This window comes from Xanthobacter nonsaccharivorans, from assembly GCF_043194755.2.
Classification (GTDB): domain Bacteria; phylum Pseudomonadota; class Alphaproteobacteria; order Rhizobiales; family Xanthobacteraceae; genus Xanthobacter; species Xanthobacter autotrophicus_G.
Genome location: NZ_CM195526.1, coordinates 443,303 through 463,716 on the forward strand (window position 1 = coordinate 443,303; position 20,414 = coordinate 463,716).

Below are 20,414 nucleotides of genomic sequence, written 5' to 3' on the forward strand. Positions count from 1 at the left end.
AGGACGGGCGCGGGGCTTTTCGCTTCACGGCGGGGAGGGCGGCGGAAGCGGGCCTCGAAGCCATCGCCGACACGGCCATGCGCCGCCGGTTCCCGCCGCAGATGGCGGACAAGGTGCCGGAGCGGGTCGCCGAGCGCCGCGCCGCCTTCGTCGCCACCGATCCGGACGTGTTCGCCGCGGCCTGCGGCATCCTCGCCACGCTGGACCTGCGGGCCGAGGGGCCTCGCGGTGCCGCCCTTCGCCTGCGCCGGCGCGCTGGACGAGGCGACGCCCCCGGCCATGGCGCAGGAGCTGGCGCGCCTCGTGCCCCGGGGCGCCTATGCCGTGATCGCGGATTGCGCCCATGTGCCGATGCAGCAGGCCCCGCGGGAGGTGGAGCGCCTGCTGCGCGGCTTCGCCGGAGCACACGCGGCCGACGATGCGCCGGCGGCGACGCTGGTGCGGGGACAGGGCCGTTTCGCGCCAACCGGGGACGGGGCGCGGGAAGGCAGGCTCCATCGCCGGCCCGCTCTTTCAGGAGTCCGGAGGCGGCCCCGCCGGCCGGGGGCGCCGGATCCGGTTCCGGACGCGCGCCTCAGCCGCCCGCGGCGGCGCGCCAGCCTTCCACGATGGCGAGCTCGGTTTCCGGCCGCTCCAGCACCACGTCGCGCCGGCCAAGGAAGACGGAGCCCTCCTCGCCGTCGAGGGAGAGCCACTCGCCCTCCCGGACCTCCGCGGTGTCGAGACGGGCGCGGCGGCCGTCGCCGTCGATGACCAGCGCCGCGCAGCCGACGATGCACACCCGCCCGAGCTGGCGGGCCACCACCGCGGCATGGGCGGTGCGCCCGCCCACCGAGGTGAGGATGCCGGCGGCCAGCGCGAGGCCGGCGATGTCGTCGGTGGCCACGTCGGGCCGCACCAGGATCACCGGGTCCCCCGCCTCGGACAGGCGGCGGGCGGCCGGCGTGTCGAAGGCGACGCGGCCGGCGACCGTGCCGGGGGAAGCGGCCACCCCACGGGCCACCGGCTCCGCCGTGTCGGCGAAGCGGGAGGTGGCGACGGCGCCGAGGTCCACCCCGTCCAGCAGCGCGAGGCCTTCGGCGGGCGTGCGCGCCCCTTCGGCCACGAGGTCCACGGCGATCTTCAGGGCGGCGCGCGGCGTGCGCTTGGCAGCGCGGGTCTGGAGGAAGAACAGGTGCCCCTCCTCGATGGTGAACTCCACGTCCTGCACGTCGCCATAGGCGGCCTCCAGCGCCGCGACGCCGGCGGTCAGCTCGGCGGCCACCTCAGGCATGCGCGCTTCCAGCCGGGTGAGGCCCACGGGCTGGCGGCGGCCGGAGACCACGTCCTCCCCCTGCGCCTCGAACAGCATGTCTGCGTAGAGCGCCCTGGCGCCGGTCGCGGGATCACGGGAGAAGGCGACGCCCGAGCCCGAGCGCGCGCCGGCATTGCCGAACACCATGGCCTGCACCGTCACGGCGGTGCCGGTGAGGCCTTCCAAATGGTTCAGCCTGCGATAATCCTGCGCCTTGGGCGCGTTCCAGGAGCGGAACACGGCCTCCACCGCATCGGCCAGCTGGCGCTCGGGCGCCATGGGGACGTCGGTGCCGAAGCGGTTGCGGGCAAGGTCCAGGTAGGTGGCGGCGAGGCGCTCCAGCGCGTCCGGGTCGAGGCTGCGCTCGTCGGGCGCGCCCTCGGCGGCGAGAAGGTCCTTCAGCGCCGCCTCGAACGGGCCGCGCGGCAGGCCGGCGACCACCTCGCAATAGCCTTCGAGGAAGCGGCGCCAGCAATCGAACGCGAGGCGCGGATTGCCGGTGAGGCGCATCAGGCCGCGCGCGGTCTCGGCGGTCGCGCCCACGTCGAGCACGGTCTCCAGCATGCCGGGCATGGATTTCTCGGCGCCAGAGCGCACCGAGACGAGGAGCGGGCGACGGCGGTCGCCGAACCGCCGGCCGGTGGCCTGCTCCAGATACGCGATGCCCTCTTCCACGAGGCGGTCGACGACCCTGGGCGCGCGGTCGGCGCCGCACAGCGCGGTGGAGAGCACGAAGGCGGGCGGCACGTTCAGCCCCAGCGCGCTCATGCGCCAGAGCTGGGCGGCCTTGGAGCCGAAGTCGCGGGCGGCCAGCGGCGCGCCGTCGCCGCGCGGGCCGATGAAGGCGATACGGCGGGGGTGCGCCGCGTGGTGGTGCGCGTGTTCGCGCGCGGGGGCATGGGCAGCGGTGGCGAGCGTGGCGGTCACGGCGTGGTCTCCTCCAGCACGCTGGCCCGCAGCGCCAGGGCGGCGCGCGCCAGATGGTCGGTCCCGGTCTCGATGGCGCGGGACAGCTCCGCCACCGCGAACACGGCCTGTGCCGCGGCGGCCGGAGCGAAGGCGGCGGCGAGCACCGCGCGCTGGGCCCGGTCGGCCCGGCGTTCGCCCTCGATCACTGCCTCGATGGCCTCCAGCGCCTCGGTCACGTCTTCCCGCAGGCCAGCGGGTCCCTCGCAGGCGGCCGCGACGGCGCGGACCAGATCGCTGCAGCAGTCGACGGCGCAGGCGGCGAGCGTGAGCAGAGGCGCGCCGGTGGGCGCGCCGGCCTCGGGCCGGTGCGCCACGCCGAGCAGGAAGGCCGCCTCCTCCAGGCAGTCGATGGCGTCCTCCACGGATTCGATCACCGGCAGGAAGCGCCGGCCCCGCGCATAGGGCCCGCTCGCCTGGTCCCGGGCGGCGAGCACCTGGCGGTCGGCCTTTTCCTCCAGGCTCTTGGCGCCGAGGGCGAGGCGTTCGCGCTCGGCGTCGGAGAGGTCGGGGCCGGCGTCCAGCGCCTCGGCGAGGCCGGCTGCGAGCATCCGGGCGAGGCCCAGCTGGCGCAGGGCGTGGGCGAGGATCTCCTGCTCCGCCGAGCCGAAGCGGCGGGACAGCTCGGCCCGCACCTCGTCGCGGATGAGGCGGACCGAGCGCTGGCCGAGCAGGCCTTCGGCGGTGAGGCGGAGCACCTGCGCCAGCAGGCCGGAGACCGCGGGGACCCCCAGCGCCCGGTCGAGCCGCGCGCCGTAGGGCACGCGGCCTTCCGCGCTGTGGCGCACGGCCTCGAACACCAGCTCCGCCCCGCCCAGCTCCAGGAAGGCGCGGTGGCCCAGCCGGGCGCGCGCGGCCTCGTCCAGCAGGCGGATGGCCGCGGCCTTGTCCACGAAGGTCTGCAGCTGCTTGCGCGCCTTGTTCCAGTCGATGAGGAAGGGCAGGTGGGCGCCCACCCCTTCGAGGAAGGCGTCGAGGTCCGCGGCGTCGCGCCCCTTGAAGCGGCCGGTGACGAGATAGAAGGGGGCGCCCTCCGCGAGGCCGCGGGCGGTGCGCTCGGCGAGCGGCGTCCATTCGGCGGAAAAATCGCGGAACAGGCCGATGAAGAACTTGGCGCGGGAGCGATGCACGTCGGTGTAGGTGACGGTGGCGTCGAGGCCTTCCACCGTGACGATGATCACGTGCGCGTCGGTGGTCCCGATGTCGTTCTGCAGCACCAGGCGCGGGCCGGAGCGGCTGGCGGTGGTGGCCAGGCCGGGATGGCCGAACACCAAAGCGCGGGTGGCGTCGAGCCCGCGCATGAAGGCGGCGATGCGCGGATGATCGTCCGCCGTCACCCCCAGGGCATGGGCGCCGGCGATGGTCTCCACCGCGATGCCGGCGGCGAGCTGGTTGATGGCCTTGTGCAGGTCCATGACCAGCAGGTGCGCGCTGTCCGCCCCGCCGCGGCGGGCGGAGGTGACGGCCGCCAGCAGCGGCTCGCCCACCACGTCGCCGTCGGGGCGCGGCAGGCCGGCGCGCAGGGCGGCCCGGCGGGTGGCGAGGGCGGCGGCGCCTTCGGTCCGGGCGGCGTCCAGCGGCGCGGCCATGTGGTCGATGTCGTCGAGGATGGCGTCCACCAGCCGCGCCGCGCCGGGAATGGCGCAGGTCCCGCCATCAAGCGCGCGGGCGCCGGCGACGAGGGGATCGAGGCCATCGTCCTCAACCCCCGCGGCCCGCGCCTCGGCGGCCATGGGCCGCATCGCCCGCGCCGGTGTCCGGGCATGAGCCACGGCCTCCTGCAGGGCGGTCATGCGCAGCTTCGCACGGTCGTTGGCGGCGAGCGCGTCCTCAATCAGGCCGGGGAGCAGGAGCCCTGCTTCCCCGAGTTCCTCGACGATCTGTGTCTTGTTCATTCCAAGCCATCCGCCGTCCCGGGCGGGGCAGGACCCGGGGCCGGACACCCCTGTTCGGCGATCCAGCCCAAGTGCTAAGGCCGGAAGCTGACAGAACGACGACAGCGTGGCCGGAAGACGGCCGCAGGTCGTCGCACGAGGTCGCCGCACAAGGCCGTTGCCATCGGCCGCGGCGATATTTATAACACCTCAACATCTCAAGAGTTATTGAAATAAAATGGAAGAGCCCCAGGCCCTCGCCGCCTTCGCCGCCCTCTCGCAGGAAACGCGCCTGCGCATGGTCCGCCTGCTGGTGCAGGCGGGGCCGGAGGGCCTGCCCGCAGGCGCCATCGGCGCGGCCATGGACGGCGCATCCTCCTCGCGCATGTCCTTCCACCTGGGCCAGCTGGAGCAGGCGGGGCTGGTGACGTCGCGGCGCGAGGGGCGCTCCATCCGCTACAGCGCCGCCTATCCCGCCCTTTCGGCGCTCGTCGCCTTCCTGATGCGCGACTGCTGCCAGGGCCACCCGGAGGTGTGCACCCCGGTGGTGGCCGCCCTGTCCTGTGCCTGTGACCCCAAGAGCGAGACCCCCCATGCCTGACGTGACACCTGACGCCCCGGCCGGGCACGTCTTCAACGTGCTGTTCCTGTGCACCGGCAATTCCGCCCGCTCCCTCCTCGCCGAGAGCATCCTCGCGAAGGACGGGCAGGGGCGGTTCCACGCCTTCTCCGCCGGCAGCCAGCCCAAGGGCGTGCCGAACCCGTTCGCGCTCAAGGTCCTCGAGGCCTTCGACTATCCCACGCAGGGGCTGCGCTCGAAGAGCTGGCTGGAGTTCGCCGAGCCCAGGGCGCCGGTGATGGATTTCGTCTTCACCGTCTGCGACAACGCCGCCGGCGAGGCCTGCCCGGTGTGGCCGGGCCAGCCCATGACCGCCCATTGGGGCATCGAGGACCCCGCCGCGGTGGAGGGCACGGACATCGCCAAGGAGGCGGCCTTCGTCGCCGCCTTCCGCTATCTGAAGAACCGCATCTCGGTGTTCACGGCCCTGCCCGTCGCCAGGCTGGACCGCCTCGCGCTCGGCGCCAAGCTGCGCGAGATCGGCCGGCTGGACGGCGCCAGCGCGCCCCGGCCGGATGTGGCATGAGGCCCGCCATGGACGTGATCATCTACCACAATCCCGATTGCGGCACCTCGCGCAACACCCTCGCCATGATCCGCAACGCCGGCATCGAGCCGCACGTGATCGAATATCTGAAGACGCCGCCCGCCCGTGCGCTGCTGAAGGATCTCATCGCCCGCGCCGGCCTGACGGTGCGCGCGGCGCTCCGGGAGAAGGGCACGCCCTATGCCGAGCTCGGCCTTGCCGATCCCGCGCTCACCGACGACGACCTGCTGGATGCCATGATGGCCCATCCCATCCTCATCAACCGGCCCCTCGTGGTCTCGCCCAGGGGCGTGCGCTTGTGCCGGCCGTCCGAACTGGCGCTGGACCTGCTGCCGCCCCAGCAGGGCGCCTTCGCCAAGGAAGACGGCGAGCGGGTGGTGGACGAAGCCGGCCGCCGCATCACCGGCTGACACCTCGCAGAATTCCCGGAGAACCCCATGTCCACCTTCGAACGGTATCTCACCGTGTGGGTCGGCCTGTGCATCGTTGCGGGCGTGCTTCTCGGCCATCTGGCGCCGGCGGTCTTCCAGGCCATCGGCGGCATCGAGGTGGCGCAGGTGAACCTGCCCGTCGCCGTGCTCATCTGGCTCATGATCGTGCCCATGCTGCTCAAAATCGACTTCGCCGCCCTCGGCGCGGTCGGCAGGCACTGGCGCGGCATCGGCGTCACGCTCTTCATCAACTGGGCGGTGAAGCCCTTCTCCATGGCGCTGCTCGGCTGGCTGTTCATCGGCTGGCTGTTCCGCCCGCTGCTGCCGGCCGACCAGATCGACAGCTACATCGCCGGCCTCATCATCCTTGCCGCCGCGCCCTGCACCGCCATGGTTTTCGTGTGGTCGAACCTGACCCGGGGCGAGCCGCACTTCACCCTCTCCCAGGTGGCCCTCAACGACGCCATCATGGTGGTGGCCTTCGCCCCCATCGTCGCGCTGCTGCTCGGCCTCTCCGCCATCACCGTGCCGTGGGGCACGCTGGTGCTGTCGGTGGTGCTCTACATCGTCATCCCGGTGATCGTGGCGCAGGCGGTGCGGCGCCGGCTGCTGGCGGCTGGCGGACCGCGGGCGCTGGAGCAGCTCCTCGCGCGGCTCGGGCCCCTCTCGCTGGTGGCCCTGCTGGCGACGCTGGTGCTGCTGTTCGGCTTCCAGGGCGAAGCGATCATTGCCCAGCCGCTGGTGATCGCGCTCCTCGCGGTACCGATCCTCATCCAGGTCTATTTCAACGCCGGCCTCGCTTATGTGCTGAACCGCATCGCCGGGGAAGAGCATTGCGTCGCCGGGCCCTCCGCCCTTATCGGCGCCTCCAATTTCTTCGAGCTGGCGGTGGCGGCGGCCATCTCCCTGTTCGGCTTCACCTCCGGCGCGGCGCTCGCCACCGTGGTGGGCGTGCTGATCGAGGTGCCGGTGATGCTCTCGGTGGTGTGGATCGTGAACCGCTCCAAAGGCTGGTACGAACGCGGAGCTGCCGCCCGCGACGCGGCGAGGAGCGTCCCGTGACCGACGACACCCTGCCCAATGTGGACGAGCGTCTTCTCGCCATCCCCTCCCTCGACCGGCTGATCCCCGCGACGCCCTCCCGCCATCCGCCGCGCATCCTCCTGCTCTACGGCTCGCTGCGGGGGCGGTCCTATTCCCGCCTGCTGACGCTGGAGGCGGAACGCCTGCTCCGCCACTTCGGGGCCGAGACGCGCATTTTCCATGCGGACGGCCTGCCGCTGCCGGACGGGGCGCCGGCGGAGCATCCGAAGGTGCAGGAGCTGCGCGACCTCGCCCAGTGGTCCGAGGGGCAGGTGTGGTGCAGTCCGGAGCGGCACGGCGCCATGAGCGCGGTGATGAAGGCGCAGATCGACTGGATCCCCCTCGCCCTCGGCGCCATCCGCCCCACCCAGGGGCGCACGCTGGCTCTGATGCAGGTGTGCGGCGGCTCGCAATCCTTCAACGCGGTGAACCAGATGCGCATCCTGGGGCGGTGGATGCGCATGCTCACCATCCCCAACCAGTCCTCCGTGGCGAAGGCCTACCAGGAGTTCGACGAGGCCGGGCGGATGCGGCCCTCGGCCTATTATGACCGGGTGGTGGACGTGATGGAGGAGCTCGTGAAGTTCACCCTCCTCACCCGGGATATCGCACCCCACCTCACCGACCGCTACAGCGAGCGCAAGGAAGAGGCGGCCAAGGCGGAGGCGCGGCACGCGCTCGGGGCCATCCGGTGAGCGCAGGGGGCGGGGTGGCGCCGGCGCCTTCCCCGGCTTCCTCGGTCGGCGCGCGGGGGCTCATCGCCGCGCTGGGCGTGGTGCAGATCCTCGCCTGGGGCTCGTCCTATTACCTGCTGGCGGTCCTCGCCGCCCCCATCGCCGCCGACACCGGCTGGCCGCTGCAATGGGTGGTGGGCAGCCTGTCGCTGGGACTTCTGGTGGCGGGGCTGGCTTCGCCGAGGGTGGGGGCGCTCATCGGTGCGCGGGGCGGCCGGCCGGTGCTGATGGCGGGCTGCGGGCTGCTCGCCCTCGGCCTCGTCCTGCTGGCCTCGGCGCAGAGCCTGCCGGTGTTCGCCCTCGGCTGGTGCGTGATGGGCGCCGGCATGGCGGCGAGCCTCTATGACGCGGCCTTCGCCGCCCTCGGCCGCCTGCATGGCGCCGGCGCGCGCCGGCCCATCACCTTGCTCACGCTCTGGGGCGGCTTCGCCAGCACCGTGTGCTGGCCCCTCTCCGCCTTCCTCGTCGCCCATCTCGGCTGGCGCGGGGCCTGCCTCACCTATGCGCTGGTGCAGGCGGGCGTGTGCGTGCCGCTCATCGCCGCGATGATGCCCCGCGCGGGCCTCGTCCCGGCGGCCGCTTCCGCCGGGGGCGCCGCGCGGGCGGCTGTCCTGCGGCCGGGGGAGGGGCCGGCCTTCCGCCTCGTCGCCGCCATCGTCACGCTGGCGGGCACCATCGCCGCCATCATCTCGGTGGAGCTGCTGGCGCTGCTGCAGGCGCAGGGGCTGGGCCTCGCGGCGGCGGTGGCGGCGGGCACGGTCATCGGCCCGTCCCAGGTCTTCGCCCGGGTCATCGAGCAGGTGAGCGGCGGCCGCCATCATCCCTTGTGGACCATGACCTGGGCGGTAAGCCTCATGGCCGGCGGCCTCGCCCTCCTTGCCGCGGGCTTCCCGCTGATGGCCGCGACGCTCGCCGCCTATGGGGCCGGCAACGGCCTGTTCTCCATCGCCAAGGGGGCGGTGCCCCTCGCCCTGTTCGGGGCGGAGCGCTATCCCGCCCTCATGGGGCGCCTCGCCCGGCCGGCCCTGATCGCCCAGGCGGCGGCTCCGCTTGCCGCCGCCTTCGTCCTGGCCGGGGCCGGCGCGCCGGCGGTGCTCGCCAGCCTCGCGGCGCTGGGCGTGGCGAACGTGGGGCTCGTCGCCGTCCTCTGGCGACGGCAGCGGCGGATGGCCTGAGGGCTGCCGGAGCGGCGCGGTCGACTGCAACCGCCGGGACCCCGCCACGCATTGTACAGTTGAGAAATGTCAATGCGGCGCAGCATGCGCCGTCCCAACCTGCCGGCGCGGGACGAAGGAAGACGGCGGGGAACGGGGCATGGCGCGCCGGGTCGCGTGGGGGCATGCGCCCTTGCGAGGGCGGCGGGCCGGCTGCTTTCCGCCGTGAGCGGGAGGTCGTTCGATGAACGACGAAGGAACGGCGAGACCCGGGTCCAGATGGCGGACTCTGGGAACGCTGGCGGCTGCGGCGGCCGTGGTGGGGGCGGGGGTCTTCTGGTGGGTCGTCACCCCGCCGCGGGTGAAGGAGGCGGGGCGCGCCTTGCCGGAGGTGGCCGACCCGGCCCTCATCGCCCGCGGCAAGTACATGGCGGAGCTGGGCGACTGCGTCGCCTGCCACACCGCGCCGGGCGGCACGCCCATGGCCGGCGGACGGCCCCTGGAGACGCCGTTCGGCGTGCTCTATTCCACCAACATCACCCCGGACGCGAAGACCGGCATCGGCGGCTACAGCTTCGGCGCCTTCGACCGGGCCATGCGCCAGGGCGTGACGGCGGACGGCACGCACATGTATCCCGCCATGCCCTATCCCTCCTATGCCAAGGTGTCGCCGGAGGACATGTTCGCCCTCTACGCCTACCTCATGCGGGGCGTGGCGCCGGCGGACCGTGCCAACACGCCGTCCGGCATCGGCTTTCCCTTCAACCAGCGCTGGACGCTGGCCTTCTGGAACGCCCTGTTCCACGACGCCCGCCCCTTCGCGGCGGATGCGGGCAAGGACGCGGTGTGGAACCGCGGCGCTTATCTGGTGCAGGGCCTCGGCCACTGCGGCGCCTGCCACACGCCGCGGGGCATCGGCTTCGAGGAGCGCGCCTTGTCCGAGAAGGATGGCGACGCCTTCCTCTCCGGCTCCAGGGTGGAGGAATGGAATGCCATCAACCTGCGCAATCTGTGGACCGTCGCGGACACGGTGGAGCTGCTGAAGACCGGGCAGAACCGCTATGCCACCGTCTCCGGCTCCATGACCGAGGTGATCCACAACTCCACCCAGAACTTCACCGATGACGACCTCGTGGCCATCGCCACCTATCTGAAGTCCCTGCCGTCCGACCATCCCTATGCGGGGCGCCCGCCTTCGGCCGGCGAGGACGTGCCGGCGGACATGTTCACCACCCGTGGCGGCCTCGCCTACGCCCAGTTCTGCGCCGATTGCCACCGCCTGAGCGGGGCCGGCGTCGCCAAGGTGTTCCCGCCCTTGTCGGGCAACCCCACGGTGGCGGCGAAGGATCCCTCCACGCTGGTGCACATCACCCTGACCGGCTGGACCACGGCGCAGACGCAGGCCCATGCGCGGGTCTTCACCATGCCCGGCTTCGCCCGGCTCTCCGATGAGGAGATCGCCGAGATCCTCACCTTCGTGCGGGCCAATTGGGGCGCCGATGCCCCGGCGGTGACGCCGGCGCAGGTGAAGGCGGCCCGCGCCGCCCTCGATCCCAAGGTGGACACCCGCCCCTTCGACACGCCGCGCATCGCCGACGTGCTGAAGGAGGCCGATGCCGACCAGCTGGTGCGCGGCATGCGCCTCAACACGGAGACCCACACCCTGCTGCCGAAGAACGTGGGCAATGTGCTGAACTGCACCTCCTGCCACCTCAATGGCGGCACGGTGGCGGACGGCTCGCCTTATGTGGGCGTCTCCGCCTTCTTCCCCAGCTACGCGCCGCGGGCCGGCCGGGAGATCACGCTGGAGGACCGCATCAACGGCTGCTTCCTGCGCTCCATGAACGGCAAGCCGCTGGCGAAGGACGGCGACGACATGAAGGCCATGGTCGCCTATTTCGACTGGATGAAGCGCGAGACCAAGCCGGAGGACAAGGTGGAGGGCCGTGGCGTCGGCAAGATCGACCCGAAGATCAAGCCGGATCCCGAGAACGGCGCCAGGGTCTACGCCGCCCAGTGCGCGGTCTGCCACGGGGCGGACGGCGAGGGGCTGAAGGATGCGAAGGGCCAGGTGGTCTACCCGCCCCTGTGGGGGGACCAGTCCTTCAACATCGGCGCCGGCATGGCCCGCACCTATACGGCGGCGGCCTTCGTGAAGCGCAACATGCCCATCGGCTTCCACGCGGGCTTCCCGCTGGGCCAGGGCGGCCTCTCCGACCAGGAGGCGGTGGACGTGGCGGAATACTTCAGCCACATGCCCCGCCCGGACTTCGCGGCCAAGGTGAATGACTGGCCGAAGGACAAGAAGCCGGCGGACGCCCGGTATTGAGCGCGATCCGATGAGGAGCGGCCGTCACTCCCTGGGGGTGACGGCCGTGCGGAGGAGCCGCCCCCGCGCCCCGGCCCGGCGCTCGGCCCGGAACGGGCCTGGCCCGCTCCGGTCTCGGGAGCCGACCGTCCGGACAGGCGTGGCCCATGGCCGTTGCTGGTCCGGGAAGCGGCGCCTTCCCGCCGCCGTGGCGCGGCGTGCTGATGAACGAACGCCCGGGCCGCAAGGCCCGGGCGTTCGCATATCCCCCCGTCGCGGGACGATAGACGGGCGGGATAATCAGACCGGCAGCACCACCACCTTCGCCCCGTCCGGCACGCGGCGATAAAGGTCGATGACGTCCTGGTTCATCATGCGGATGCAGCCGGAGGACACGGCCTCGCCGATCGTCCACGGCTCGGTGGTGCCGTGGATGCGGTAGAGCGTGTCCTTGCCGTCCTTGAACAGATAGAGCGCGCGGGCGCCGAGCGGGTTGCCCGCCCCGCCGGCCATGCCGCCGGCCCAGGGGCGGTACTTCGCCGGCTCGCGGGCGATCATGGCGTCGGTGGGCCGCCAGCCCGGCCATTCGCGCTTGGTGCCCACGGTGGCGGTGCCGGAGAATTCCAGCCCCTCGCGGCCGACCCCCACGCCGTAACGCAGGGCCTTGCCGTTCTCCTGCACCAGGTAGAGGAAGCGGTGCTTGGGATCCACCACCAGCGTGCCGGGCATCTGGCCGGTGGGGTCGTTCACCTGCTGGCGCACGTTGCGGGGCTTGATCTCGTCCGGATCGACGGCGGGGATGGAGAAACCGCCGTCCTCCAGCGCGCCGTAGCGGGCGGCATCGGCCGGGGCGATGCGCGGCGCCTTCACCACCGCCGTGTCGGGCTGGGTGGTGACGCAGGCGCCGAGGGCCAGCGGCAGCAGCAGCGTTGAAAGCAGCGCGCGGCGGGTGGGCGCCGGGCCGTGGCGCAGGGCGGCGAAGGGGGCGGGCCGCCTCACTGCGCCGCCGCCTGTTCCGCCGCCTGCCGCCGCCGGGCCTCGGCGATAGCGCGCCTGAAGCTCGCATAATCGAGGGTGGAGGCGAGCAGCGGGCCCACCAGATAGGTGGGCGTGCCTTGCAGGCCGAGGGACTCCGCCTGGGTGGCGTTGCGCTTCAGCAGCGCGCCGATCTCGCCGATATGGGCTTTCAGGTCCGCCATCAGCCGGTCGAGGTCGACGCCGGATGCGGCCACCGCCTTCAGCATCTCCTCCTCGGGGATGCGCCGGCCGGGGATGCGCATCAGCGCGTCGTGCACCTCGCCATACCTGCCCTGGTATTTCGCCGCGAGCGCCAGCTGCGCGCCGTAGACCGAGGCCTCGGTGAGGATGGGCCAGTCCTTGTAGACAAGGCGGATGCGCCCATCCTCCTTCACCACGCGGGCGAGGTCCGGGGCGGACGTCTTGCAGAAGGGGCAATTGTAGTCGAGGAAGGCGACGATGGTGACGTCCCCCTCCGGATTGCCCGCCCCCGGCGCCTGCGGGTCGCGGAGGATCGCTTCCACGTCGATGGCCGGCGCCTGTGGCGCGCCTTGCGCTCCCGCCCGCCCCGCGCCTGCCGCCAGCAGCGCCGGCGGAAGGAGGGACAGGGCGGCGAGGCGGATGAGATCCCTGCGTCGCATATGGTCTCCGGGGAAGGTGGGAGGGGTCACAGGCCGGCCTCGGCCATGAGGCGGTCCAGATCCGCGGGGGTGAGGGCGCCGATGCGGCGCGAGCCGTCACGCTCGCGCCCGGCGCCGTCCATGAGGAAGAGGGTGGGCGGGCCCACCACCGAGAAGCGGGCCATGAGGGCCCGGGCGCCCTCGCCATAGTCGGTCACGTCCGCGGTGACGCGCGGCAGGCGGGCGAGGCGTGGGGCAAGGGCGGGGTCGGCCATCACCTGTTCGTTGGAGCGGCACACGGTGCACCAGCCGGCGGTGAAGGAGACCAGCACCGGCCGCCCGCCGGCGGTGGCCGCCGCCACGGCGGCTTCGAGGGCCGCGGGGGTGGCGACGCGCACCTCCGGTGCCGCCGGCATGGCGCGCGGCGCTTCGGCAAGGCCGGCGAGGGGGCGCAGGGGATCGTCCGCACCGGCGGCGGCGCCCACCACCAGCGCGCCGCCATAGACCAGCGCCACCAGCCCCGCCGCCTTGGCGAGGCGCGCGGCGGGGGCGCGGCCGGCCCGCTCCAGCGCGCCGAGGAACACGCCGAGGCCCATGGCCAGCGCTCCCCACAGGGCGACGCCCGCCGGCCCCGGCAGCAGCCGCGCGGCGAGGAGGGCGGCGACCGCCAGGAAGACCACGCCGCAGGCCTGGCGGATGCGCAGCAGCCAGGGCCCCGAGCGCGGCAGCGCCTGCGCGCCGAAGGTGCCCACCAGCACCAAAGGCAGGCTCATGCCGAGGCCGAGCATGAACAGCGCCGCCCCGCCGCGCGCGGCATCCCCCGTCTGCGCGGCATAGAGCATGGCGGCGGCGAGCGGCGGCGTCACGCACGGGCCCACCACCAGCGCCGAGGCGAAGCCGAGCCCGGCTGCGCCGGCCAGCGAGCCGTTGCCGAGGCGCGGCAGCCGCGCTCCCAGCGCCGCCGGCAGGGCCAGCTCGAACAGGCCGAACATGGACAGGGCGAGGGCGACGAACACCGCCGCCAGCAGCCCGAGGGCGAGGGGCGTCTGCACCGCCGCCTGCAGGTTCGCCCCCGACCAGCCGGCGGCGACGCCGAGCACCCCGTAGGCCGCCGCCATGGCGAGGCCGTAGGCGGCGGAGAGGGCGAAGCCCCGTCCCGGCGTCGGCCGCACCCCGCCTCCGGCGAGGATGCCGGAGAGGATGGGCAGCATGGGGAACACGCAGGGGGTGAAGGCGAGCACCAGCCCGAAGCCGAGGAAGGCCGCCAGCAGCGCGCGGAGGCTGGCGTCGAAGAGCGCCGCGCCCGTCTGCGAGGCGGCGGCGTCGGAAGGGGCGGGCACGGCGGCGGCGCCATCCCCGGCGGACGCGGGCGCCGCGGCGTCGCGGCGGGCGGGACCGAAGGGCATGGAGGCGCCGCCGCCCTGCGGGGCGGAACTGGCCGCATCGCCGCCCGGCGGCGGGGAGCTGGCGGCGCGCAGGGCCGCGGCCGGTCCGGGGCCGGGCATCTCCACCTTCAGGGAGGCGAGGTCGACGCGCCGCGTCACCACCGGATAGCAGATGCCCGCCTCGGCGCAGCCCTGGAAGGAGACCTCGAGGCCGCCGCCGGCGGGAAGGCCCGGGGCGGTGGCCTGGGTGGCGTGGTGATAGACGTCCACTGGCCCGAAGTTGGGATCGTCCTTCGCCTCGCCGGCAGGGGTGGCGAGGGCGACGGGGGTGCCCGCCAGCTCCGCCTTCAGGCTGTCGCGGTAGAGATAGGTGCCCGGCGCGATCTGCCAGGACAGGGTCAGGGTGCCGTCTGCCGTGCGCGCGGCGGCGAGGCGGAAGGCCTCGTCCGCCTTCAGCGGCTGCGGCGCGCCGGCGGTTGCCGCGGCCGGCGCGAGAAGGGCGAGGAGAAGGGCCATAAGGAGGGCCGGATGGCGGCCGGGGGCCGAGCCGAGGGGCCCCCGCAGGGGCATCGTCGCGGCGCGGGGAGGGGGGCTCGTCACGGGCAATCTCATGGCCCGCTGCCTCGGCCGCCCACCTTAAGCCAGCCTTAAGCTCGCGGTAGAGACTGGTCACGGACAGGAGAGGACGGGGGCAGAAGGACGGTCATGCGCATTCTCGTCGTCGAGGACGATCCGGTCCTCATGGACGGGCTGAAGGTTGGGCTCGCCCTCGCGGGGGCGACGGTGGACGGCGTGATGCGCTGTGCCGACGCGCGCGCGGCGCTCGCCGCCAGCCGCTTCGACGCCGTGGTGCTGGACCTGATGCTGCCGGACGGCTCGGGCCTCGACCTTCTCGCCGGCCTGCGCGCCGGCAACGACGCCACCCCGGTGCTGCTGCTCACCGCCCTCGACGAGACCTCCGACCGCATCCGCGGCCTCGATGCCGGGGCCGACGATTATCTCGGCAAGCCCTTCGACCTTGACGAGCTGGCGGCCCGCGTGCGCGCCATCGCCCGGCGCGGGCAGGGGCGGGCCGGGCCCATGCTGAAGGCGGGGGCGCTGGTGCTCGATCCCGCCACCCTCGCCGCCACCGTGGAGGGTCGCCCGGTCGCCCTGTCGCGGCGCGAGTTCGCCGTGCTCGCCGCCCTCATGGAGCGGCCGGGGGTGATCCGCTCCCGGGGCGAGATCGAGGAGCGGCTCTACGGCTGGCAGGAGGAGGTGGAGAGCAACACGGTGGAGGTCCACATCCACAACCTCAGGGCCAAGGTGGGGCGGGACGCCATCGAGACGGTGCGGGGCCTGGGCTATCGCGTGCGGGGTGCGCCATGACCTCGCTGCGGCGCCGCCTGTTCCTCATCCTCATCGCCGCCACGGGGGCCATCTGGCTGAGCGCGGTGGCATGGATCTATCTCTCCAGCCGTGCCGAGCTGGAGCACGTGCTGGACACCCGGCTCCAGGAAGCCGCGCGCATGGTCCATTCGCTGGTGGCGGGGGGCAACATCGCCGCCGCGGCGGCGGCCTCCCCGTTCCAGGAGACGGGCTACGAGCGCCAGCTCTCGTGCCAGATCTGGTCGCTGGACGGCAGGCTGGTCGCCCGCTCCTCCGGCGCGCCGCAGGAGGCGCTGGCCGGCCCTGCGGAAGGCTATTCCCGGCGCACGGTGAACGGCGAGCCGTGGCGGGTCTACACCATCCTCGACCAGGACAAGGGCGTGCGGGTGATGGTGGGGGACCGCATCGGCCTGCGCGACCGGCTGGTGCGCGACCTGGTGGCGGGCCTTCTGGCGCCGGTGGTGCTCATCGTGCCATTGCTGGGGCTGCTCATCTGGGTCAGCCTCGGGCGCGGCCTGGCGCCGCTCCATGCGGTGGCCCGGGACATCGCCGCCCGCGACGCGGAGGACATGCGCGCGGTCTCCCCCGCGCATGCGCCGGACGAGATCCGCCCGCTGCTCGAGGCCCTGAACGGCCTGTTCGGCAAGGTGGAGGCGGCGCGCCGGCACGAGCGGGAGGTGACCGCCTTCGCCGCCCACGAGCTGCGCACGCCGCTGGCCGGCCTGAAGACCCAGGCGCAGATCGCCCTTGCCGCCGGCGAGGGGGCGACGCGGGAAGGGGCGCTCAAGCAGATCCTGGTCTCGGTGGACCGCACCACCCGCCTCGTGCGGCAATTGCTGGTGCTGGCGAAGCTGGAGGCGGAGCCGTCGCAGGCGGCCGCCGAGACGGTGGATGCCGGCAGCCTGCTGCGGGAGATCGTGCACCAGTCGCCGGCGCGGGCGGGGGTGAGCGTCGCCCTCGATGCCGCCTTGAACGGCCTGCCGCTGAAGGGCGACCGCGAGGCCCTGCACCTGGCGCTGCGCAACCTGCATGAGAATGCGGTGGAGCACATGGCGGGGCCGGGCGCGGTCAGCTGGCGGCGCACCCCGGACGGCCTGTGCGTGGAGGACGAGGGGCCGGGCATACCCGGCGAGGAGCTCCCGCGGGTGGCCGAGCGCTTCTATCGCGGCCGGCACCGCAGCGCCTCCGGCAGCGGGCTCGGCCTCACCATCGCCACGCTGGCGGCGGCGCGGGCCGGGGCGCGGCTCGTGCTGGAGAACCGCGCCGACCGGACCGGCCTCATCGCCCGCCTGATCTGGCGCTGAGGCGTGCGGGGGGCTGGCCCCGCACGGTATTCTCAGGCGTGGCGCACCCCGCCGGCGGCGCCGAGCACCGCCGTGAGGGCGGCGGCCACGTCCGTACCGATGCCCACCCCGAAGGCGCGGCCGCCGTCCGCCGTGGCGCATTCCGCACAGGCCACCGCCTGCGCGTCGGCGCGCTGGCGCAAGGCATGCTGCTGGAAGCCCACGACCTCCGGCGCGATGCCGAAATGCTCCGCCATGGCCGCCACCGCCGCCGCGACGAGACCGTTGCCCCCGCCCGGCCACCGGCACCGCGCGCCCCTGATGGCGGATGCGCCCGGCGAACCGGCGCGTGCCGCCTGCCGCTCCCCGCCGAACACCATCCGGCGGAACAAGGGGGCGGTGGCGTTGCAGAGGGGCCGCGCGGGCTTCTTCAAAGGCCGGTGGTTACGTCCACCGGCCCTTGGCGTCAGTCGAGCCGGTCCACGAAGCGGGTGAAGGTGGAGACGGGTGCGCGCTCGGTCTCGAAGCGGTTCTCCGGGGCGTCCGGGTCGGCGAAGCCCAGCGCCATGCCGCACACCAGCGTCTCCGTGTCGGGGATGGCGAGGCGGCGGGCGATCTCCTCGGCATAGGTGATGAACGCCGCCTGGGGGCAGGTGTCGAGCCCGAAGCCGCGGGCGGCGATCATGATGTTCTCGAGGAACATCCCGTAGTCGAGCCAGGAGCCCAGCTCCATGTCCCGGTCGATGGTGAACAGGAGGCCCACCGGCGCATCGAAGAACAGGAAGTTGCGGGCAGTCTGGGCGCGCATGCGGTCGGTGTCGCGGCGGGAGATGCCCAGCGCCCCGTAGAGGTCCCAGCCCACCTTGCGCCGCCGGGCAAGATAGGGCTCGCGCCAGGCCTTGGGATAATAGGTATAGGCGTCTGAGCCGGGGTCGCCCGCGAGCGCGAGGGCGTGGAGCCCGGCGGTGAGCGCGGCGAGCGGCGCGCCGGTGAGCACCGTCACCTTCCACGGCTGGATGTTGGAGCCGGAGGGCGCGCGGGCGGCGACCTCGAGGATCGCCTCCACCGTGGCGCGCGGCACCTCCCGGGGGAGGAAGGAGCGGATGGAGCGCCGGCCGGCGATGGCGTCGAGCACGCCGAGGGGAGTGGCAAGGTCCGTCATGGGGCGCGCCTCAACACGCTGATGAAGAAGCCGTCCGTTCCGGTGCGGCGCGGGCTCAGGGTGAGGCCCTCGCGACTGGTGAGCGCCGCCGCCGCCAGCGCCGGGCCGGTGGCGCCGAGGGCGAGCACGGTTTCGGCGGGAGGCACGGGGGAGAAGTCGGGGTGCTTGGCGATGAGGGCGCGCACCTGCGCCCCGTTCTCCTCGTCCAGCAGCGAGCAGGTGACATAAGCGAGCCGCCCGCCCGGCCGCACGTAACGGACGGCCTCATCCAGGATCTTCGCCTGCTCGGCGGTGCGCTGGGCCAGCGCGCCGGGGCGCACCCGCCACTTGGCGTCCGGGTTGCGGCGCCAGGTGCCGGTGCCGGTGCAGGGGGCGTCCACCAGCACCAGGTCCATGCGGCCTTCGAGGTCGTGGAGCACGTCCTCGGCGCCGCGCGGGCTCCGCACCTGCACGTTGCGCACGCCGGCGCGGGCGAGGCGCTCGTGCATGGGCTTCAGGCGGCGGATGTCGCTGTCATGGGCATAGAGCTGGCCCTTGTTGTCCATGAGGGCGGCGAACTCCAGCGTCTTGCCGCCGGCGCCCGCGCACAGGTCCAGCACCTGGGAGCCGGGCACCGGGCGGGCGAGGATGGCGGCGAGCTGGGAGCCCTCGTCCTGCACCTCCACCTCGCCGCGGATGAAGGCGGGCTCGGCGGAGACGGGCGGGGCCTTGCCCTCGGAATCGAGGCGGATGCGCAGGGCCAGCGGCGAGAAGCGGCCGGGCTCGGGATGGAGGTGGGCGAGAGCGGCGCGCACCGCCTCCGGCTCGCCCTTCAGGGTGTTGATGCGCAGGTCGAGGGGCGCGCGGGTGGCGAGCGCCTCGCCCTCGGCCACCACCTCCTCGCCGAACACATGGCGCAGGGAGGCGTGGAGCCACTGGGGATAGTCCCCGCGCACGAACGGCGGGGCGGTGGAGAGGTCGGGATCGGCAAGGCGGGCGCGCTCGTCCTCCGACAAAGGGGAGGGCGCGAAGCGGCCGCCGTCCGCCAGCATGGCGATGGCCTCCATGTCGAGGCCGCGCATGAGCGCCAGCATGCCGAGCACCAGGGCGCGCGGCTCCTCCGATCCCATCACATGAGCGGCGGAGGCGCGCCGGCGCAGGGTGTCGTAGACGAGGCCGGCGATGGCCGCGCGGTCGCCGGAGCCGGCGAAGCGGTGGGAAAGGCCCCAGTCCTTGAGGGCATCGCCGGCGGGGCGGCGGCGGGCGTTGAGATCCGCAAGCACCTCGATGGCGGCGGACAGGCGGGCGGCGGGGGTCATTCTCGTTCCGTCATGAGGCCCGTCAGGGGGTGGGAGCCGCGGCGGGCGGATGGGCGGCAAGGCCTTCCGTTTCCATCTGCCGGGCGAAGAGGTCGAGCGCCTGGGCGAGCTTCTCGTCGATCACGTGGAGATATTCGGTCCAGTCGCCGTAGCCGGTGAGCTCCGCCTTGCCGTCGGAGATGCCGCGCAGGCCCATGAGCGGCAGGCGGAAGCGGCGGGCGGCGCGCAGCACGGCGAAGCTTTCCATGTCCACCATGTCCTCGGCGATGGCCTCGTAGGCGGCGCCGGAGACGATGTTGCCGCCGGTGGAGAGCGAGGCCTCCGGCACGCCCCTGATGCGGTGGGGCAGGTCGATCACCGCCGGCTCGTCGACGAAGGGGGTGCGGCCCTTCTCGAAGCCCAGCGCCGAGGCGTCCATGTCGCGGTAGGCGACGCGGGAGACCTGGTAGACCTCCGCATGGTCGAGCCGGCGCGAGCCGGCCGAGCCGAGGGTGAAGACGAGGTCCGGCAGCCGCCCGGCGTGGGCCAGCACGGCCAGCGCCCGCGCCGTCTCCACCGCCGCCTCAACCGGGCCGACGCCGGTGATGAGCGGGTCGATGCGGGATTGGAGGTGCGGCCCGTATTCCTGGCTTGTGGCCATCACGAACAGGACGCTGTGGCCGCCGACGGGCAGGACATGGCGGGCGGGGTCATCCATCGGTGCACCTTGGGCGGGGCAAAGGGGGCGAAAAATGCACTCCTCCGCCGCCGGGGCGGTCCTGTCAACCGCCCTGCCGCTCACAAGGCGGCAAGGGGGCGGGCCGCGAGCGCCTGCCCGGCGCTCAGATGTTGAGCAGGACGGCGAGGATGAAGATGGCCCACATCACCGCCAGCAGGGCGATGGAGATGCCGTCGAGGCTGACGCGCCCGCGGGCCCTTGCGGACAGGATCTCCGGGAAGACGGCGGCGACGCGCAGCGCCACGAACACCCAGGCGAGCAGCACGAACAGCACGTCCGCCTTGCGGGTGAACAGGGAGAGGGCGGTGAGGGCATAGAACAGCAGCGCCGCGAGGGCGCCGCGCACGCTCTCCACCGTCACCTCGCCGCCCTTCAGCCCCTTCAGCAGAACGGCGAACACCAGCACCACGTGGACGAACAGGGGAAGCAGGATCATCTGCACCGTCATCTTCGCTCTCCATCGGCTGTCCGGGACGGCGGGCGCGGGCACGCCAAGCTTCAGCCTCGCCTGGAGCGGAACCACGGGCGCGGCGGTTCGTTCCCTCCGCGAACG

19 protein-coding genes are annotated in these 20,414 nt (G+C 73.4%); 9 read left to right on the forward strand and 10 right to left on the reverse strand.

All coding sequences use genetic code 11. From position 1 onward, the window contains the following. Positions 1–574: 574 nt before the first annotated feature. Positions 575–2,221 (reverse strand): PEP/pyruvate-binding domain-containing protein, encoded by a 1,647-nt coding sequence (locus V5F59_RS02010; RefSeq protein WP_393981921.1) that lies wholly within the window; start codon positions 2,219–2,221, stop codon positions 575–577. After that, positions 2,218–4,155: a hypothetical protein gene (locus tag V5F59_RS02015; RefSeq protein WP_393981923.1), complete on the reverse strand. Its 1,938-nt coding sequence runs from the start codon at positions 4,153–4,155 to the stop codon at positions 2,218–2,220. Before V5F59_RS02015 ends, V5F59_RS02010 begins: the two co-directional genes overlap by 4 nt. A 217-nt stretch (positions 4,156–4,372) precedes the next feature. Here V5F59_RS02015 and V5F59_RS02020 point away from each other — a divergent pair, with 217 nt between their 5' ends. From V5F59_RS02020 to V5F59_RS02050, 7 genes are all read left to right on the forward strand, one after another. Further along, positions 4,373–4,735, forward strand: coding sequence for an ArsR/SmtB family transcription factor (locus V5F59_RS02020; protein WP_393981925.1), 363 nt, complete (start codon positions 4,373–4,375; stop codon positions 4,733–4,735). Continuing rightward, positions 4,728–5,279, forward strand: coding sequence for an arsenate reductase ArsC (locus tag V5F59_RS02025; protein WP_393981927.1), 552 nt, complete (start codon positions 4,728–4,730; stop codon positions 5,277–5,279). Before V5F59_RS02020 ends, V5F59_RS02025 begins: the two co-directional genes overlap by 8 nt. 8 nt (positions 5,280–5,287) lie before the next feature. Next, positions 5,288–5,710 carry an arsenate reductase (glutaredoxin) gene (arsC, locus tag V5F59_RS02030; RefSeq protein WP_393981929.1) on the forward strand — a complete coding sequence of 141 codons (423 nt, stop codon included), beginning with the start codon at positions 5,288–5,290 and terminating at the stop codon, positions 5,708–5,710. 27 nt (positions 5,711–5,737) lie between these two features. Beyond that, positions 5,738–6,793 (forward strand): ACR3 family arsenite efflux transporter, encoded by a 1,056-nt coding sequence (gene arsB / locus V5F59_RS02035; protein ID WP_393981931.1) that lies wholly within the window; start codon positions 5,738–5,740, stop codon positions 6,791–6,793. After that, positions 6,790–7,509 (forward strand): arsenical resistance protein ArsH, encoded by a 720-nt coding sequence (gene arsH / locus V5F59_RS02040; protein WP_393981933.1) that lies wholly within the window; start codon positions 6,790–6,792, stop codon positions 7,507–7,509. Before arsB ends, arsH begins: the two co-directional genes overlap by 4 nt. A gap of 14 nt (positions 7,510–7,523) precedes the next feature. After that, positions 7,524–8,723: an MFS transporter gene (locus V5F59_RS02045; protein ID WP_393982124.1), complete on the forward strand. Its 1,200-nt coding sequence runs from the start codon at positions 7,524–7,526 to the stop codon at positions 8,721–8,723. A 223-nt stretch (positions 8,724–8,946) separates the two neighbouring features. Continuing rightward, positions 8,947–11,031 (forward strand): c-type cytochrome, encoded by a 2,085-nt coding sequence (locus V5F59_RS02050; protein WP_393981935.1) that lies wholly within the window; start codon positions 8,947–8,949, stop codon positions 11,029–11,031. Positions 11,032–11,310: 279 nt separating this feature from the next. Here V5F59_RS02050 and V5F59_RS02055 read toward each other — a convergent pair whose 3' ends face one another. The 3 genes from V5F59_RS02055 to dsbD are packed head-to-tail and all read right to left on the reverse strand — an operon-like array spanning position 11,311 to position 14,632. After that, positions 11,311–12,009: a L,D-transpeptidase gene (locus tag V5F59_RS02055; RefSeq protein WP_393981937.1), complete on the reverse strand. Its 699-nt coding sequence runs from the start codon at positions 12,007–12,009 to the stop codon at positions 11,311–11,313. Beyond that, complete coding sequence (locus tag V5F59_RS02060) at positions 12,006–12,668, reverse strand: DsbA family protein (RefSeq protein ID WP_393981939.1); 663 nt, start codon at positions 12,666–12,668, stop codon at positions 12,006–12,008. The genes V5F59_RS02055 and V5F59_RS02060 overlap by 4 nt, the downstream gene beginning before the upstream one ends. 26 nt (positions 12,669–12,694) lie before the next feature. Then, on the reverse strand, positions 12,695–14,632 hold the full coding sequence (dsbD, locus tag V5F59_RS02065) for a protein-disulfide reductase DsbD (RefSeq protein ID WP_393981941.1): 1,938 nt from the start codon (positions 14,630–14,632) through the stop codon (positions 12,695–12,697). A 105-nt stretch (positions 14,633–14,737) separates the two neighbouring features. Between dsbD and V5F59_RS02070 the strand changes: the two genes are divergently transcribed. Both V5F59_RS02070 and V5F59_RS02075 read left to right on the forward strand, forming a co-directional pair. After that, positions 14,738–15,400 carry a response regulator gene (locus V5F59_RS02070; RefSeq protein ID WP_393981943.1) on the forward strand — a complete coding sequence of 221 codons (663 nt, stop codon included), beginning with the start codon at positions 14,738–14,740 and terminating at the stop codon, positions 15,398–15,400. Further along, on the forward strand, positions 15,397–16,704 hold the full coding sequence (locus tag V5F59_RS02075; protein ID WP_393981945.1) for an ATP-binding protein: 1,308 nt from the start codon (positions 15,397–15,399) through the stop codon (positions 16,702–16,704). Before V5F59_RS02070 ends, V5F59_RS02075 begins: the two co-directional genes overlap by 4 nt. Before the next feature lie 32 nt (positions 16,705–16,736). On the opposite strand, the gene V5F59_RS02080 is transcribed toward V5F59_RS02075, so the two are convergent. The 5 genes from V5F59_RS02080 to V5F59_RS02100 all read right to left on the reverse strand — a co-directional run bounded on the left by V5F59_RS02080 (position 16,737) and on the right by V5F59_RS02100 (position 20,309). Further along, positions 16,737–17,117 carry an alpha-isopropylmalate synthase regulatory domain-containing protein gene (locus V5F59_RS02080; RefSeq protein WP_393981947.1) on the reverse strand — a complete coding sequence of 127 codons (381 nt, stop codon included), beginning with the start codon at positions 17,115–17,117 and terminating at the stop codon, positions 16,737–16,739. A gap of 32 nt (positions 17,118–17,149) precedes the next feature. Beyond that, complete coding sequence (locus V5F59_RS02085) at positions 17,150–17,845, reverse strand: nitroreductase (RefSeq protein ID WP_393981949.1); 696 nt, start codon at positions 17,843–17,845, stop codon at positions 17,150–17,152. Then, positions 17,842–19,143, reverse strand: coding sequence for an RsmB/NOP family class I SAM-dependent RNA methyltransferase (locus tag V5F59_RS02090; RefSeq protein ID WP_393981951.1), 1,302 nt, complete (start codon positions 19,141–19,143; stop codon positions 17,842–17,844). Before V5F59_RS02090 ends, V5F59_RS02085 begins: the two co-directional genes overlap by 4 nt. A gap of 22 nt (positions 19,144–19,165) precedes the next feature. Beyond that, positions 19,166–19,840 carry a 5'-methylthioadenosine/S-adenosylhomocysteine nucleosidase gene (locus V5F59_RS02095; protein WP_393981953.1) on the reverse strand — a complete coding sequence of 225 codons (675 nt, stop codon included), beginning with the start codon at positions 19,838–19,840 and terminating at the stop codon, positions 19,166–19,168. A 124-nt stretch (positions 19,841–19,964) separates the two neighbouring features. Continuing rightward, positions 19,965–20,309, reverse strand: coding sequence for a hypothetical protein (locus V5F59_RS02100; protein ID WP_393981955.1), 345 nt, complete (start codon positions 20,307–20,309; stop codon positions 19,965–19,967). Between the last annotated feature and the right edge of the window lie 105 nt (positions 20,310–20,414).

Excerpts from the sequence above, each read along its gene's own strand:
- arsC (WP_393981929.1), top strand. The coding sequence starts at position 5,288 with ATGGACGTGATCATCTACCACAATCCCGATTGCGGCACCTCGCGCAAC.
- V5F59_RS02090 (WP_393981951.1), bottom strand. The coding sequence starts at position 19,143 with ATGACCCCCGCCGCCCGCCTGTCCGCCGCCATCGAGGTGCTTGCGGAT.
- V5F59_RS02095 (WP_393981953.1), bottom strand. The coding sequence starts at position 19,840 with ATGGATGACCCCGCCCGCCATGTCCTGCCCGTCGGCGGCCACAGCGTC.
- V5F59_RS02100 (WP_393981955.1), bottom strand. The coding sequence starts at position 20,309 with ATGACGGTGCAGATGATCCTGCTTCCCCTGTTCGTCCACGTGGTGCTG.
- V5F59_RS02020 (WP_393981925.1), top strand. The coding sequence starts at position 4,373 with ATGGAAGAGCCCCAGGCCCTCGCCGCCTTCGCCGCCCTCTCGCAGGAA.
- V5F59_RS02085 (WP_393981949.1), bottom strand. The coding sequence starts at position 17,845 with ATGACGGACCTTGCCACTCCCCTCGGCGTGCTCGACGCCATCGCCGGC.
- V5F59_RS02070 (WP_393981943.1), top strand. The coding sequence starts at position 14,738 with ATGCGCATTCTCGTCGTCGAGGACGATCCGGTCCTCATGGACGGGCTG.
- V5F59_RS02015 (WP_393981923.1), bottom strand. The coding sequence starts at position 4,155 with ATGAACAAGACACAGATCGTCGAGGAACTCGGGGAAGCAGGGCTCCTG.
- V5F59_RS02060 (WP_393981939.1), bottom strand. The coding sequence starts at position 12,668 with ATGCGACGCAGGGATCTCATCCGCCTCGCCGCCCTGTCCCTCCTTCCG.
- arsB (WP_393981931.1), top strand. The coding sequence starts at position 5,738 with ATGTCCACCTTCGAACGGTATCTCACCGTGTGGGTCGGCCTGTGCATC.
- V5F59_RS02025 (WP_393981927.1), top strand. The coding sequence starts at position 4,728 with ATGCCTGACGTGACACCTGACGCCCCGGCCGGGCACGTCTTCAACGTG.
- V5F59_RS02050 (WP_393981935.1), top strand. The coding sequence starts at position 8,947 with ATGAACGACGAAGGAACGGCGAGACCCGGGTCCAGATGGCGGACTCTG.
- V5F59_RS02075 (WP_393981945.1), top strand. The coding sequence starts at position 15,397 with ATGACCTCGCTGCGGCGCCGCCTGTTCCTCATCCTCATCGCCGCCACG.